This is a genomic window from Flavobacterium sp. FG19, from assembly GCF_057809475.1.
In genome coordinates, this window is the sequence record NZ_JBMDKA010000019.1 from 104102 (window position 1) to 120088 (window position 15987).

Here is a 15987-nt window from a genome sequence, read left to right on the forward strand (position 1 = left end):
ATGATTGCGAAATTACTGAAAAAATTAATTAGAAATTACACTTAATATAATTTTTTACTCAATTTTCATGATTTGCCCTCTGTCATTTCTGGAATTACTTCCAATAATATACACTGCTCTTTTGGGCAAAATCTTAAAAGTAATGTTCTTATCTTTAAGAGTTTCTATGATTTTGATACATTTCTTGAATGAAACATAGTGATTATCCAAAATGATCTCCGCCTTTTTACCCTTTAAAATCAGGGGCGAATTTACCATTTTTTCTTTCTTGAAATCCAAAAAATGAACTTTATTTTCTAAAATCGAGGCTAGTTTTTCTGACAAATTCTCATTTTCGGAGCATAAAAAATACCTTTCCGGCAATGCTTTTTCACGGGGTTTTCCCTGAAACATTTTTACAAATGAAAAAAACAAAGCTCCTGTTCTGATAAAAAAACTAAAAAACCAGGATTTTTTAAAATGCTTTTGATAGAAAAAATTCATAGCCTCCTGAAATCGCTTCATATACAATTCATCTTTAACGGTACTTTCTCCTTTATAGTGTATAACGGTTGTGTCATGAAAATAGAAATTGTTTTTTTGAAGCTGCAATGCTCTGTACGACAAATCAATATCATCTGCATACATAAAACAATTTTCATCAAAACCTTCTAACTGCTGATACAGTTTTTTTTCCAAAAACATAAAGGCGCCTACCAGAATCTCTACTTTTCCGGTTTGGTTTTCGTTTAAATGCTGGGCATAATACCGATTAAAAAACTTTGATGAGGGAAATAGTTTATACAATCCGAAAATCTTGGTAAAAGCTACCCAGGGAGTCGGAATTCCGCGTTTACTTTCGGGAAGAAAACATCCGGTTCCGTCAATTAACTTACAGCCAATGATTCCCAAGTCCTGTTTTTCTTCGGCGAAAGCCAGAACTTTAACAAAAGTATCTTCGGCCACAACAGTATCGGGATTTAATATACAAATGTACTTTCCCCCGGCCTTTGCAACTCCAATATTATTTCCTTTTGGGAAACCAAAATTGGCATTGTTTTCAATCAGTTGTATTTCAGGAAAGCGGTTTTTCATCATCAGACAGCTGTCATCTGACGAATTATTATCAACTACTATAATTTCGGCATCAAGACCCGTTATCGCTTCCTGAACACTTAAAACACATTGTTCCAGAAAGTAACGTACATTATAATTAAGAATAACAACCGATAACTGCATTACAAATTTTAAAATTGATTTTGGGGAAAGTTAGAAATTTTCGGCCAAACCTAACCGCAATGACCAGTCGTTTTTACTAATTCCGTAATCGAGCACTAAATTACTGTTGTTTTTCTTGTTCCATTTAATACGCAGTCCGGTTCCTACAGCCGGGTTCCACTTTTTAAACTGATAAGTATCCAGCTTAGAGACCGAAGAAATATTCGTAAAAAAGACAGCCCCCCAGAAACCGTTTTTTGAAATATCGGTTCTGTATTCGGTTTCAAAATAAATAAGGGCATTACTTCTAAACCGGTTTCGGGTAAAACCTCTTCCGGTCCTGCCTTCGCGGTCCCAGCCAATACTGGGCAGATCAAGATAATGCGGTTTTCCGCCAAAAGTCGACCAGTAAAAAGCCCGATAAGCCAGAATGCGGTGTTTGTATTTATGAAAAGAATGATATTTTCGGGCATCCAAATAAACCGAATTCCATTTTTTACCTTCTACTCCGCTCGTATTCATTCGGTAATCTGCCTCAATGTACAAACCCTGTTCCGGATTTACGTTATTCCTACGGGAATCATAAAGTCCCTGAACTGCAATTCCAAAAGAATTTTCATTGGAGAAATCCCCGTTCATATACTCCACATAATCTGTTTCTCCGTCTATATAAGAGTCTTCGGAGATATTTTGATAATTATCCAGTAAAAAACCAAGTCCAAGCCGGAAGTTCCCCACAACTCTTCGGGTGGCAAACTGATAAAAGCGCCATTGCTGATAATCTAAAACAGACATTTTTTCGTCGGTATTATGACCTCCAAGACCATACGTATCCTGCGGATAAATCATATACCGGTAATCGCCCGTAAAATTCCAGTTATTGTCTTTCGTGTAAATATACGCCTGAATTGGAAAAACATACTGCCGGGTAAAACTAAAATAAGGTGAAAAAGATATCTGGGACATTTTTGTTGTATGACTGTCGCCAAGATAAAATGTGGTTAAAAAAGAAACGACTAATCCTGTATTTTTGTTGGCGTCAATGGGAACAGGAAGCAGTGAGAATGCTATTTTTTTATCCTGATTTTTGCGAACCGAATCATTTTTATGAAAAAGCTGGTACAGTACATCTAAAATATCTTTACTGCCAACAGCAATCGAATCATTCTGACCGTAGCAGAGATGCAGCTGAAAAAAGAAAAATAACCCCAATAGATTTTTTGCATTTTTCATAACGTAAACTTTTCATAAACAACACATTACAAAATTAAAATTTTATTCAGAAAAGTCACTTTTTTCAATACTAAAAAGAAAATCTTATTTTTGAGTTCCTCTAAACCCTCTTTTATGAAAGTCCCGGTACTGATTCGATCTGCTGCATTTCTTTTTTTTCTGTTTTTTATTTTATCCGGTTTCCTGCCGCCGAAAATTATTTCAAAAACAGATCTGGTAAAAACCTCAACCTGGTTCATAGCCGGCCCGGCCAAAGAAAACCAGGAAACAATCAACAGGATTCGAAAAGAAAAAGGTTTTGTAAAAGTTACAGCAAAAGAAAATCCTTCCGGCGAAATTGAACTGAATGTCATGATTACCGAATCGGGTTCAAATGACGGAGCGCCGACCCGTTTATCAGATCAGTCAAAATACCTTAGTATAACTTACAAAGCATCTCATCTTATAAAGCTGCAGGCCAGAGAAGGCAATAATGAAGGAACGGATTGTGTACATGGCGGCTCGCATCCAAGAACTGATCTGCCCGCTTCTCCTGAAAAATTTACAACCGTAAAAATTCCATGGACCAGCTTTAAACAAGACGGTGACCCGAACGGAAAACAACTAAACATTCATAATCTCTGCAAACTCAACTTTGTGAATTACAATCCGGTTTCAGGAGCGGTTTTAGAGATAAAATCGGTTGTTATAGAATAGTGTTCAGTTTTCAGTTTTCAGTCGCAGTGGACAGTTATAAACTGAGACTGAAAACTGAGACTGAGAACTGAGAACTCAAAGATGCAGCTGAATTTTAAACTTATTGAAGATTTTCATCACATACAGCATGATAACTGAGAACAGGAATGCCCAGAGAATTCCCGGCAGTCCTTCCCTGAAGTAACCCGGAATGATATGAATATTAATTACTTTGCAGAAATAGTAGATCACACCTGGTAAAATATAAATAAGCAGTGGATTGGCCGCAGCCGGCATAAAAAATTCACTCCATTTTGTTTTCTTTTTAACTTCCATCAGCCAGTATAAAAAGTAAAATAAAACCGTGCAAATTCCTGCTGACAGCATGGTCCACGATGGCGTTCCGTGTATTTTTGAAATTCCGTAATAAGGACGAAGAGCAAAACCTGTTACAAAAAACAAAACAATGAACAGGATCACCGGCCAATTGATGGTATGTTCCATTTTTCGGTCAAAGAACAAAAGCGAGATGATTATTCCTGCGGTTACCAAAGAAGCATGTGTCAAATGTCCGGCTATAAAACTAAGCCATGCCGGCAAATCCAGACCTTCGGTTAAATTAGCGGCATTGGCGGCTACCGAAATAACCAGAAAAGCAATCATAGCCCAAAGTCTGCCGGAAACCAGCCAGTAATAAATTACCGAAAAAAGATACGCCCAGCCAATCAACCCCAGAATTCCCCACCACTTTGGCGTAATCCCGATTTCGCCTGTTTCTTCCTGAACATATAAAAAATAAAGAGCAATTAAAACCAGTATGGCACCATACTGAAGGATATATTTTAAAACAGCCGAAAAATCTTTTGGATACTTGTTCCAAATAGCAATAGGCATTGAATAAGCAAAAAGTCCCCAAAGAGCTGGTGTGATTATCATTTTGGAAGCGTCGTAACCTTCACTGGAATTCACCATATAAACACCTATTATAATCAGAGCCAAAGCACGTTTTAACGTATGCGTCCAGATTACTTTTGGACGGTCTCCTTTTATTAAACGGGCATTAAAAGCAAAAGGAACTGACATGCCGACAATGAAAAGAAAAGCAGGAAAGACCAAATCAACAAAAGTCATCGCATCAGCATCGGCCGGCATATGTTTCATCCATTGCGGCACATTGACTATACTGGCCAGTTCATTTACAAATATCATTACAAAAATGGTAATTCCGCGCAGAGCATCAATTGAAATAATTCTCTGATTGTATAAATTCTCTTTAATTTTCATAAAATACTACTTTTTTATCAAATATAGTACAATTATAAAATGCCGGGTACAGGCCTTGTAAATTCTTTCAGAATATTTTTTCAGACATTACTATAAACAACATCATTTCTGTATTTTTGCAGCATGTTATCCTTCTTTAAATCAAAACCTTTTCTGAAAGACCTTTTAGCAGGCGATTATATCGACATTCATTCGCATTTACTTCCGGGAATTGACGATGGATCAAAAAACATCAAACAGACGGTAAAACTGGTAAAAGCATTTCAGGAACTTGGAATTTCTGATTTTATAACAACACCGCACATCAACCGTTATGTCTGGAACAATACCCGCCGGGATATCGAAGACAAGTATACTGAAACTAAGCTTTTACTAAAAGAGGAAGATCTGCATATTCCGTTTACGGCAGCAGCGGAATATTTTATGGATGACTGGTTTGAAAACCATCTTCAGGAACAAAATCTTTTAACATTAAAAGACCGTTATATTTTAGTCGAAATATCGTATCTGAGTGCCCCTTTAAATTTATACAAGATCATTTTCGAAATACAGCTTGCCGGTTATATTCCCATTTTGGCGCATCCGGAAAGATATACTTATTTTCACAGGAATTTTGGTGAATACGACAAACTAAAAAAAGCAGGATGTTTATTTCAGCTGAATTTACTGGCTGTAGTGGGCTATTACGGAAGTGAAATCACTAAAACAGCCGAACTTTTATTAAAGAAAGGCATGTACGACTTTGCCGGAACCGATGTCCATCATAGTAAACATATTGAAGCTCTGCATCAAAAAGTCAAAACAGATTTTAGTCCGGCTTTAAAAGAGCTTGTTACTAATAATATTTTCTTTAGACACTTGTAATTCAAAACTAGTAAGCGTTTTCTTCTCCTTTCAGAACATTAATAATAGTTCTGACAATAATTTTAATATCCAGCAGTAAACTCCAGTTTTCAATATACCAGATATCGTATTCTACACGATTCTCCATATCCGAAAGTTCTTTTGTTTCTCCCCTGAAACCGTTTACCTGCGCCCAGCCTGTTATGCCCGGTTTTGCAAACTGACGCACCAGATAATTATTAATCAGTTCACTATATTCGTTTGCCAGATTGATCATATGCGGCCTTGGTCCTACCACTGACATATCTCCCCAAAAAACATTAAAAAACTGCGGCAGTTCGTCGATACTGGTTTTCCGGATAAAAGCACCAAATTTTGTAACCCTGCTGTCGCCTCTTCCGGCCTGTTTATTATCGGCCAGATCGTTTATGTACATACTTCTGAATTTCAAACAGGTAAACGGACGGTTATCCCGCCCCGCTCTTTTCTGTTTAAAAAAAACGGGACCCGACGATTCTAATTTAATAATCAGCATGACCACCGGAAACAGCCATGGAAACAGCAGCAGTATCACTAAACCGGAAAAACACACGTCAAATGCCTTTTTAATAAGTTTATTGGCTGCAAACTCCAGCGGTTCACGACGAAACATTAAAACCGGTGTGTTTTCATAAAAAGTAATTTCTACTTTACTGGACTTGGTATACAACTGAAAATCAGGAATAAATTTAACACGAACCATATTCTGATCGCAGATTCGAACCAGTTTGTTAATAACCTCCAGATTATCAATATGAAGCGCAATATACATTTCATCGATACCTTCATTTATAATAAAATCTTCAATCGTATCAAATCCGCCTGTTATTTCTCCCGAAAATGCCGCTTCTTTTTTGTCATCAAAAAAACCGGAAAACTTATAACCGTAAGTAAGGTCTTTGGCCAGGATTTTACGCATTCGCTCGCCCGTTTCATTGGCTCCTGCAATAATAAACTTCTTAAAATTATAACCTTTGGCCCTGATTTCTTTCAGCAACTTCATCGAGATATAACGGGAAATCAGTAAGATTCCGAAAAAGAAAACATAAAAATACAATAATCTGAGTCGGGAAATATCGGCGAATTTTAGGAATACCACAAAAAGTGCGATTAAGGACGCATGAATAACCAGTTTCCTGATGGTTCGTTTAACAATAGATTCTATACGTTCTATCCTGATAATTCTGTAGGAGTCTTTGTTTAGGAGCAGACCTATCCAGATTAAATTAGCAACCAGAGAAACCGTTTTTTCTTCTTTTATAAAAAGCTCGTCTAAACTGCCAAACCGGGCCAGAGCCGAAAGGACAACCGCTGTATTTAACAAAATAACATCCCAGCATACAAACAAAAGTTTGAAATAACGGGACATTCTAAAACGGGACAGCTCTTGTAAAATTTTCATATTGGGGAACTCAGTTCAAAACTTAAACTTGCAGCTGCAAAATAACATTTTAATTATATTATTAATCTTATTTTTTTCGCAATTCTTTTAAAATTTACTTTTATCTTAACCCAAATTTAAAGCACAAACAATGTTCAGGACATTCTTATTTGTTCTTCTTTCTGTTTTTTCGGCTGAGGCGCAAATCTCAGGCTGCACAGATCCGCTTTCGAAAAACTACAATCCGGCTGCGGCAGAAAATGACGGAAGCTGTTTGTATGATAATCTAAAGCTAAAACCTCAATATACTGTAAGACTAAGTGATTCGATCAGGGAAACTTCGGGTTTAACTGCTTTTGATCATTTGCTATGGACGCATAATGACGATCATGATAAAACCCTTTACGGGCTGGATTCTTTAGGACAGATTAAAAAGAAAATCATTCTCGAACAAGCCGTAAATCATGACTGGGAAGAAATTTCGCAGGACAGCATTTATATTTACATAGGTGATTTTGGAAATAATTACAGGGGAAACAGGACAGATCTGAACATCCTGAAAATCGAAAAAAAGTCTTTTTTGGAACAAAAACCTGTGATTGAAAAAATCTCTTTCCGCTACGCTGACCAGTCTGATTTTTCGAAACAAAAACCCAATACCACCAATTTTGACTGCGAAGCTTTTATTGTCGTTAAGGACAGTATTTACCTGTTTACCAAACAATGGAAATCGTCTAAAACCGCTATTTATGTACTGCCCAATCAACCCGGAGACCATGTCGCCCAATTTAAAAATACGCTGGACACAAAAGGTTTAGTAACAGGTGCGGTTTATTCTGAAAGCTCCAAAGCTATAGTGCTCTGCGGTTATTCTAAAAAGGGCAGAACTTTTGTATATCTTTTATATGATTTTAGAAACCACGATTTTTTATCCGGAAATAAAAGGAGAATTCATTTAAAACTTCCTTTTCATCAAATTGAAGGCATTACAACAACAGACGGTCTGCATTATTTCATCAGCAATGAAGCTTTGGTACGAAAACCGGTTTTAAATATACCGCAGCAGCTGCATTATCTGGATTTGAGTACCGTGTTTGATTTTGTATCTCCATAAATAAATGGTGAATCCTGAGAGAATTTTTTCTACTGTAAAAACGATATTAAGCTGATTAAGAAATTACAAATCTCATGAAACATAAAAAAATCTGAGAATTAATATTCCCAGATTTTTCTTGGTGTCTTTTTTTGGGGATGAATATCACTACCGCTGACCCGGTCCCAAAATCTGCCGCCAACCAGCTGTTCCATATCGTAAGTATTGACTAAATAGTCCTGAATATTTCCTGTCATTTCTTCGTTCTCCATTTTAAATGTCCATAACGAAAGTTTAACTCTGTCATCTTCAGCTAATACACTCTTGACAAAAGCATGCGGAACAGGAATATCGATTCCTAATTTATCATTTGGGTCGCCAATTGTTGTTATGGCTTTGTCAAAATAAAATACGGGAGCTGTAAGGACATAGGTTTCTAAAATTTCTTTCTTATTGTTTAAAACACGAACTGCATCTTCTAAATCTTTCCATAGTTTTCTATTTAAATTTGGGGCCTGAGGTGCCATATTAGACAATAAAAATGTCTCGCTGTTCTGGATCTGTAAAATATTATTATTAGCACTGCCCGCTAAATGCCCTCTGTCGTAACCACTTCCTTTAAAAACGTTTAATCCCGCCCGAAAACGATGAGGAATCCTTACATCTGCCCTAAAGTTATCAGTCCTCTCGACTTTCGTCCCTATATACTCATTACGATTGATTATTTCAATTGCCCATTTGGCTTGTCTGAAATACCAGGAATACCCTATTGTAAAATATCTTCCAATAAGAATTTCATCACAAACAGGTGCGCCATAACGAAGCTCTGGCTGAATGTAGAAAGCATTTTCCATAATTAGTTGTTTTTAGGTTTTATATGATGGCAGTCAATTGTACTTAAATTGACAAAATTATCCCGTCCAAAAATTTTACTCTAAATCCTTTTCTTTAATCCCAACTAAAGGCATTCAAAAATAAAAATGAAAAACGAAAAAATTGCAGGTATAAATACTCATTTTCAATTGTTTAACTTTTATTTTTCGCTACTCTCTCTTATATAATCTTCTTATTTATCATTATATCTTTACGTGACAATTAATTTGTATAATCCGGCACTTTTTTAATATTAAAAAAAAGATTAGTCCTTACTTTATTACAAAAGAATATCTTTGCAAAATCTAAAATAATCAGATTGCAAAAACTACAGATTTAATTAAAAGCCGTAGTCTTTTTACAAAATACAAAAGCTTTATTGTAAGCATTTTAACAACATGAATTACTTGTCAGTCGAGAATATATCGAAATCTTTTGGAGAAAGAACTTTGTTTAAGGACATTTCTTTCGGAATCAATAAGGATCAAAAAATTGCTTTTATAGCTAAAAACGGTTCCGGAAAAACCTGTATGATGAAAATCATTAACGGAGAGGACGAACCGGATACGGGTCAGGTCGTTTTAAGAAAAGATATCCGAATGGCTTTTTTATCCCAGGATCATAACCTGCAGGATGAACTGACTATTGAGGAAAGTATTTTCGCTTCTGATAACGAAACCTTAAAAGTAATTGAAAGGTACGAAAAGGCTCTTGAAAATCCTGATGATACAGAAGCCTATCAAAAAGCTTTTGATGCCATGGACCAGTACAATGCCTGGGATTTTGAAACTCAGTACAAACAGATTCTGTTTAAACTGAAACTGGAAGATTTTAAACTAAAGGTAAAAAACCTTTCTGGAGGACAAAAGAAACGTCTTTCTCTGGCTATCATTCTGATCAACCGTCCGGATTTATTGATTCTGGACGAGCCTACCAACCATTTGGACCTTGAAATGATCGAATGGCTTGAAAGTTATTTTGCCAAAGAAAATATTACCTTGTTTATGGTAACGCACGACCGTTTCTTTCTGGAACGTGTTTGTAACGAAATTATCGAACTGGACAACGGAAAATTATATCAGTACAAAGGAAACTATTCGTATTATCTGGAGAAAAAAGAAGAGCGTATTACTTCTGAAAATGCCAGTATTGATAAAGCCAAAAACCTGTTTGTAAAAGAACTGGAATGGATGCGCCGCCAGCCAAAAGCGAGAACCACCAAGTCTAAATCCCGTCAGGACGACTTTTACGTTATTAAAGAAAAAGCACAAAGCCGACGAAAAGAAAACAAAGTCGAGCTTGAAATTAATATGGAAAGAATGGGAAGCAAAATTATCGAGCTTCATAAACTTTCTAAAAAATTCAAAGACCGTGTTATTCTGGACAACTTTAGTTTTGACTTCCAGCGCGGCGAACGAATTGGAATTATTGGTAAAAACGGAACCGGAAAATCGACCTTCTTAAACCTGCTTACCGGAACAATTCCACCAGACAGCGGACGTGTAGTAAAAGGCGACACTATAAAAGTGGGCTATTATACGCAGAGCGGGATCAACCCAAAACCGGGACAGCGTGTTATTGATGTCATTAAAGAATACGGAGAATATATTCCGCTGGCCAAAGGAAAAATCATTTCGGCTTCGCAGTTGCTGGAACGTTTCCTTTTTGATGCCAAAAAACAATACGATTATGTCGAAAAATTAAGCGGAGGAGAATTAAAACGTTTGTATTTGTGTACGGTTTTAATTCAGAACCCCAACTTTTTGATTCTCGATGAGCCTACAAATGATCTGGATATTGTAACGCTTAACGTTCTGGAAAGTTTCCTTCTGGATTATCCGGGATGTTTGTTAGTGGTTTCCCATGATCGTTATTTTATGGACAAAATTGTCGATAACCTTTTTGTATTCAAAGGAAATGGTGAAATCGAAAATTTCCCTGGCAATTATTCTGATTTCAGAGCTTATGAAGACAGTGCCGATGTTACGGTGGCAAAAGAAGAAACCAAAACGGAAAAGAAAGACTGGAAACAGAATAACACAAGCGGCAGCCTGACTTTTAACGAGCAAAAAGAATATCAGAAAATCGAACGTGAAATTAAAGATCTGGAAGCCGAAAAAGTCAAAATTGAGCAATTATTCTCGGACGGAAAAGTAGCAGACACTGAAATTGAGAAAAAAGCAAATGAACTTCAGAATATCATAAATAAAATCGAAGCCAAAGAAGAACGCTGGTTTGAGCTTTCGGCAAAACTGGAAGGATGATTTTAGTGTTCAGTCGCAGTTTTTAGTATCCAGTCCTAAAAAGTAGTATTTTTCTTTATTTGTATTTGTTTTTTCCTTATTCTTGTAAAAAAGAAAAATGGATTTTTAAGAATTAATAGCCTACAGAAAGTCTTTTGAAATTGCAATGGAGATTTTTGAAATAACAAAAAAATTCCCAAAAGATGAAACCTATTCTTTAACTGATCAGATAAGACGTTCATCAAGAAGTGTTACAGCTAATATAGCCGAAGCATACCGAAAGAGAAGATATGTAAATCACTTTATAAGTAAGCTGACAGACAGTGACGCTGAAAACTCGGAAACCAATACATGGCTGGAATTTGCTTTTGCCTGCCAGTATATAAGTCAGGAGAAATTTGAGCAGCTGAATCTTAAAAACATAGAAATTGGAAAACTGATTAATTATATGATCAATAACCCTTTTAAGTTTGGATGCCTTAAAACTGAAACAAAACAACTGTAGACTACCCTGTTTCAAAAAGAATTAACCAAAAAAACTTCAACATTATCAAGAACCAACTGAAGACTGCGACTGTGACTGAAAACTGTGACTGTGACTGAAAACTGAAAACCAATTTCACTATATTAGCGATCTTTAAAAAAAAACAAAATGAAACACCTCATCTACACTTTACTAGCCGTTACCCTTTTTATCTCTTGTTCGAAAGACAAAGACGAGTCTAAAGATTACACGGCTCAAAACGAACAGGAAATCAAAGATTATCTGGCACAAAACAATTTAACAGCACAAAGAACCGATTCTGGTTTGTATTATATCATTGAAGAAGAAGGTGAAGGCGATAAACCTCTTGCAAACTCAAATGTAACGGTAGTTTACAAAGGCTACTTCCTGAACGGAACTGTGTTTGATGAAAGCGATAAAGATATAGAGGACGAAGAAGAAAAAAAAGGCGTTTCCTTTGGTTTAAATCAGGTTATTCTGGGCTGGAAAGAAGGAATCCGTCTTTTTGCACCGGGTGGAAAAGGTAAACTTTTCGTTCCGGCGCATCTGGGTTACGGAAGTGAAGATTATAAAAGTATTCCCGGAGGATCTGTCCTTATTTTTGATGTAACCTTAAAATCCGTTAATTAAGATATTTTCTAAAACAGGAATGCTGTCTCAAATTCAATCTTACTTAAAATTTCTTTGGAATTCTAAAAACGAACATGGAGTTCACTCCCCGTTCGTTTTTAGTTTACTAACCCAATGTTTCTACGATAAGAAATCAAAACCGGAATATCAGATTCTGAAAAACTACCGAAAATCACTTTTAAACAATAAAAACTTTATTGAAGTAACTGATTTTGGTGCCGGTTCAAAGGTTTTTAAATCCAACAGGAGACAGATTTCAAAAATCGCTTCAACAGCCGGAATTTCCCCAAAACGGGCAGAACTATTGTTTCGTGTTACGAACTATTTTCAACCCGAGAATATTCTCGAAATTGGCACCTCTCTTGGTCTAGCCACCTCTGCCCTTGCTTTAGGAAACCAAAAAGCAAAAGTGGCCACAATAGAAGGCTGTCCGCAGACGGCCGGAACTGCCCAAAATGAGTTAGAAAAATTTAACTGTAACAATATCGAAAGTATAATTTCAGAATTCGAATCTTTTCTAATTGCAGAAAACCTGCAGTCTTCGATTTACGATTTAATATACTTTGACGGCAATCATTCTAAAAAAGCTACTTTAACCTATTTTGAAACACTCCTGCCAACCATAAACAACGATTCAGTCTGGATTTTTGATGACATTCACTGGTCTCCGGAAATGGAAGAAGCCTGGGAAATAATCAAAAACCATCCTAAAGTAAAAGTCACTATCGATACTTTTCAGTGGGGATTTGTTTTCTTTAGATACGAGCAGGAAAAAGAACATTTTGTGATCAGAGCTTAACTATTTTTAACCAATAAAATCATTCTTTTTTATATTTTTGAAAATACAACTCTTAACTCTAAAAATGAAAGCCAATGATTTTCAAGATTAAAAAAAATCCATTAACTGAAGTAACGACAAAAAGATTCCATTTCATAATACTTGTTTCGTTTTTTACAACACTTACAACATATGGTCAGTTTGTAACACAAACCGGAGTGGATGATTTGAATGCACTTCCAAGTGATTTAGCAATCTATATGCCTCACACACTCAACAGTCCTTCAGCTTATGGTACAGTACTGGGACTCAGACATTGGGGTGGTGCTGGTGGATCTGATTGGAGAACTCAACTCGCTTTTGCGACTGAGAATGAATTTTACTATCGCCAATCAACCAATAATGCAGGAACAGTGTGGACACAATGGAATAAAGTCTATCATTCCGGCAATCTAAATAACAATACTACTGATTTTAATGCCAGGAATATAACAGCAAAAGAGCTGTCAATATTTAGCAATGAAAGCGTTAATGGATGGGGAGTTTCGCATCTCTACTGGCAGGGGCATTCTTTAGTTATGGGATCTCCAAAAGGAGCTTATGCTCATAATAGTTTAATACTAAGACCAGGTGGAGCTGCCAATGGTTTTTTGGATAATACCTTTCAAATTGATGTCGCCAATGGAATAGATAATTATGACACCCGCATACGTCTTTCTGGTTCAGGTATTTCGTATATAAACTCCGGTAATGTGGGAATAGGAACAAAGAATCCTCAAAACAAATTAGATGTTAATGGAACTGTTCATTCTAAAGAAGTAAAAGTTGACATGGAAAATTGGTCTGACTTTGTTTTCAAAAAAAATTACAATTTGCCAACTCTCACAGAAGTTGAAAAACATATAAATGAAAATGGTCATTTAGAAAACATTCCAAGCGAAAAAGAAGTACTGAAAAACGGAATAAATTTAGGTGAAATGGACGCCAAGCTTCTTCAAAAAATTGAAGAATTAACCTTGTATGTTATAGATTTGAATAAAAAGATTGAAGAGCAAAACAAAGAACTCGCTTTAATGAAAAAAAAAATAGAGAATAATAACTAAATCTCATAAAAAGACAATCTGCAGCAGATTGTCTTTTTTATTTTTACAAGTATATATAATTCAGTTCCGCCCGGCAAAGTCTTCTCCATCATAAAAAAACTATAGTCAGGCTGCGCAATCCCGAAAGTTTTCAGGATTGCGCAGCTTTTCATAAGGAACTCTTCGCAGAGCAGGGTTTATTACCACTTTGAAACACTACCTGCTTTTTTCTAAGTAATCATTTGCCATTTTTTTTGTTTTATCATCTAAAACTTTTTTATCATTTGTTAGAATATCATATACATCAAAGGAAGCTCTTTTATAATTATATTTATTAGACATAATTAATGAATAATAAAGTAACCCTGTAACTTTTTGTCCCCCAATATAATAAATCCCTTTTAATTCATTATATGCTAACGTATCACCATCTAATAGGATTCGATTGTCTAAACTATCCATTAATTTTTGATTAAACAATTTTTCTCTAAAAACAGTTCCAGAGTTTTCAGATGTAACATTAGCTTTGGCTTCTTCATTTTTGTTACATGCAAAAGCCAGCGTTAATATCACAACAATGATTATAATATTTAATTTCATCTTTTTATTAGATTAAAATTTTGTTTTATAAATTTCACGATTATTCTTACATGATGCCAAATCTCCATCTCTAAGAAGTGTTCTTAAAATAACTTAAACAAGCTTCGCAATCCTGAAAGTTTTCGGGACTGACTTTTCGCCTTTCAAACAAATGTAATTAAAAACGTTCACCTCATAATTAAAACTTAATTTAAAAGGAATGAGCCCGATACAATATCGAGCTCATTATTATCAAATTTAATTATAAATTGGTCCAAAATTTTGGGTGCAGTCTAGAGACATTTGCGCAGCTTTTCATAAGGAACTCTTCGCAGAGCGGGGCATTGTCTTGCTTAAGTATTCAATATTTTAAGTATCAGCAAAACTAAGCCTAATATAAAAATAATATACCACCTTTTTTTAAAGTTGCCAAAAAGTTCATTGTTACTAGAAAATTTTATTATAATACCTGCTAAAATTAAACCTAAAGGCGCTAAATAATTATTAAATTCTTGAAAATTCATTTTTAACTAATTAAGAATTGATTTAAAAAAATATATTATAGAAAAAATAGCTGTCCCTAAAATAATGACCCAATGCTGTACTTTATTTAGGCGTGTACCTTCTTTTGAAGGTAATTCATTTTTATTATTCTTAAGCCAAAAAACGTGAAATTTATAAACAACAAACGAAAAAATGGCCAAAGTTACACTAATAAGCATATTATATTTCATAAAATTCATAATTATTTAGCAATTTTTTTAACGGTATCACTTGAAGTATTTTTTACAGTTTCTTTAGAAGCTTTGAGAAACTCTTTTGTTGAATTTGCCAAAGTTGGATTAGGAATTGGGAATAGTGAACCGACAAGAGCACTTGTAACTTGGCCTGCAACTTCAACAGCTGAATCGTGAAGAGCAGCCTCTCCCTCACCAGTAAGTGCTTTTGTTGCAATTTCAATTGTTTTACCTGCTAAGGTAATATATCCCCCAATTTCTGCAACTTGTAAGCCTGGTGCTGCACCAATTCCATCGAATGGAGCACCTGCTGCTGCTGCTGCTAGACCAGTTGTAGTCGTATTATCACCAATCTTTTGTATTTTTTTTGAGAATCCAATAATTTGATTTTTGTTTCCACTCACTAGTTGTTGCCCCTTTTCTAAAGTCTCTCCAAATTTTAATACTGCGAATTTTCCAATATCAGTATTACCTGTCTTTGGATTATATGATTCCTGCCATGCATTTTTCTCTTTAGCAGGAGGATCAATAATATCATTAGGAGCCATTCCATCTGGATCAATAAAACGAATAGGATTATCGAAAGCATAATTAAATAGACTATGTCTTCTCATTTTCTCCGCAAGCGGGTCAATATTTATCCAGCGACCAATGGCAGGGTCATAATTACGTGCACCATAGTCGTAGAAGTTAAGCCCCAGCTCGTCTTGAAGCTCCTTGCCATTGTACTTATACTTATAAGGGTTTGTGACTGTTTTTGCAAGTTTTTACCTGTTAAATACAATGATTTTAAGAACATGATTTTGCAGGATAAA

The 15987-nt window shown here is 35.5% G+C and carries 14 protein-coding genes and 1 pseudogene; 8 read left to right on the forward strand and 7 right to left on the reverse strand.

Annotated elements, in window-relative coordinates:
* Nucleotides 1-54: 54 nt before the first annotated feature.
* On the reverse strand, nt 55-1218 hold the full coding sequence (locus tag ACODST_RS18380) for a glycosyltransferase family 2 protein (protein WP_488933554.1): 1164 nt from the start codon (nt 1216-1218) through the stop codon (nt 55-57).
* Between the two features lie 30 nt (nt 1219-1248).
* Nucleotides 1249-2430, reverse strand: coding sequence for a hypothetical protein (locus ACODST_RS18385; RefSeq protein ID WP_488933555.1), 1182 nt, complete (start codon nt 2428-2430; stop codon nt 1249-1251).
* Nucleotides 2431-2544: 114 nt separating this feature from the next.
* Between ACODST_RS18385 and ACODST_RS18390 the strand changes: the two genes are divergently transcribed.
* Nucleotides 2545-3126 (forward strand): hypothetical protein, encoded by a 582-nt coding sequence (locus ACODST_RS18390; RefSeq protein WP_488933556.1) that lies wholly within the window; start codon nt 2545-2547, stop codon nt 3124-3126.
* Nucleotides 3127-3201: 75 nt separating this feature from the next.
* On the opposite strand, the gene ACODST_RS18395 is transcribed toward ACODST_RS18390, so the two are convergent.
* Nucleotides 3202-4389: a DUF5009 domain-containing protein gene (locus ACODST_RS18395; RefSeq protein WP_488933557.1), complete on the reverse strand. Its 1188-nt coding sequence runs from the start codon at nt 4387-4389 to the stop codon at nt 3202-3204.
* A 123-nt stretch (nt 4390-4512) separates the two neighbouring features.
* Between ACODST_RS18395 and ACODST_RS18400 the strand changes: the two genes are divergently transcribed.
* Nucleotides 4513-5253 (forward strand): tyrosine-protein phosphatase, encoded by a 741-nt coding sequence (locus ACODST_RS18400; RefSeq protein WP_488933558.1) that lies wholly within the window; start codon nt 4513-4515, stop codon nt 5251-5253.
* Between the two features lie 7 nt (nt 5254-5260).
* Here ACODST_RS18400 and ACODST_RS18405 read toward each other — a convergent pair whose 3' ends face one another.
* Nucleotides 5261-6673, reverse strand: coding sequence for an undecaprenyl-phosphate glucose phosphotransferase (locus tag ACODST_RS18405; protein WP_488933559.1), 1413 nt, complete (start codon nt 6671-6673; stop codon nt 5261-5263).
* Between the two features lie 130 nt (nt 6674-6803).
* Here ACODST_RS18405 and ACODST_RS18410 point away from each other — a divergent pair, with 130 nt between their 5' ends.
* Nucleotides 6804-7766: a T9SS C-terminal target domain-containing protein gene (locus tag ACODST_RS18410; protein WP_488933560.1), complete on the forward strand. Its 963-nt coding sequence runs from the start codon at nt 6804-6806 to the stop codon at nt 7764-7766.
* Between the two features lie 98 nt (nt 7767-7864).
* On the opposite strand, the gene ACODST_RS18415 is transcribed toward ACODST_RS18410, so the two are convergent.
* Complete coding sequence (locus ACODST_RS18415) at nt 7865-8599, reverse strand: DNA/RNA non-specific endonuclease (RefSeq protein ID WP_488933561.1); 735 nt, start codon at nt 8597-8599, stop codon at nt 7865-7867.
* A 417-nt stretch (nt 8600-9016) separates the two neighbouring features.
* Between ACODST_RS18415 and ACODST_RS18420 the strand changes: the two genes are divergently transcribed.
* The 5 genes from ACODST_RS18420 (at nt 9017) to ACODST_RS18440 (ending at nt 13877) form a co-directional block, all read left to right on the forward strand.
* The gene (locus ACODST_RS18420; RefSeq protein ID WP_488933562.1) at nt 9017-10882 is read left to right on the forward strand and encodes an ABC-F family ATP-binding cassette domain-containing protein; all 1866 of its coding nucleotides are present in this window, start codon (nt 9017-9019) and stop codon (nt 10880-10882) included.
* 115 nt (nt 10883-10997) lie between these two features.
* Nucleotides 10998-11366: a four helix bundle protein gene (locus tag ACODST_RS18425; protein ID WP_488933567.1), complete on the forward strand. Its 369-nt coding sequence runs from the start codon at nt 10998-11000 to the stop codon at nt 11364-11366.
* A 147-nt stretch (nt 11367-11513) separates the two neighbouring features.
* Nucleotides 11514-11996 carry an FKBP-type peptidyl-prolyl cis-trans isomerase gene (locus ACODST_RS18430; RefSeq protein ID WP_488933563.1) on the forward strand — a complete coding sequence of 161 codons (483 nt, stop codon included), beginning with the start codon at nt 11514-11516 and terminating at the stop codon, nt 11994-11996.
* A gap of 19 nt (nt 11997-12015) precedes the next feature.
* Complete coding sequence (locus ACODST_RS18435; protein WP_488933564.1) at nt 12016-12795, forward strand: O-methyltransferase; 780 nt, start codon at nt 12016-12018, stop codon at nt 12793-12795.
* Nucleotides 12796-12869: 74 nt separating this feature from the next.
* Entirely contained in the window at nt 12870-13877 is a 1008-nt protein-coding gene (locus ACODST_RS18440) for a hypothetical protein (protein WP_488933565.1), read from the forward strand.
* A 195-nt stretch (nt 13878-14072) separates the two neighbouring features.
* Here ACODST_RS18440 and ACODST_RS18445 read toward each other — a convergent pair whose 3' ends face one another.
* Together ACODST_RS18445 and ACODST_RS18450 are read right to left on the reverse strand one after the other, a co-directional pair.
* A complete protein-coding gene (locus tag ACODST_RS18445; protein ID WP_488933566.1) occupies nt 14073-14456 on the reverse strand; it encodes a hypothetical protein in 384 nt (127 codons plus the stop codon).
* A 1261-nt stretch (nt 14457-15717) separates the two neighbouring features.
* Nucleotides 15718-15912: pseudogene (locus tag ACODST_RS18450) on the reverse strand (RHS repeat domain-containing protein); the annotation flags it as partial.
* Between the last annotated feature and the right edge of the window lie 75 nt (nt 15913-15987).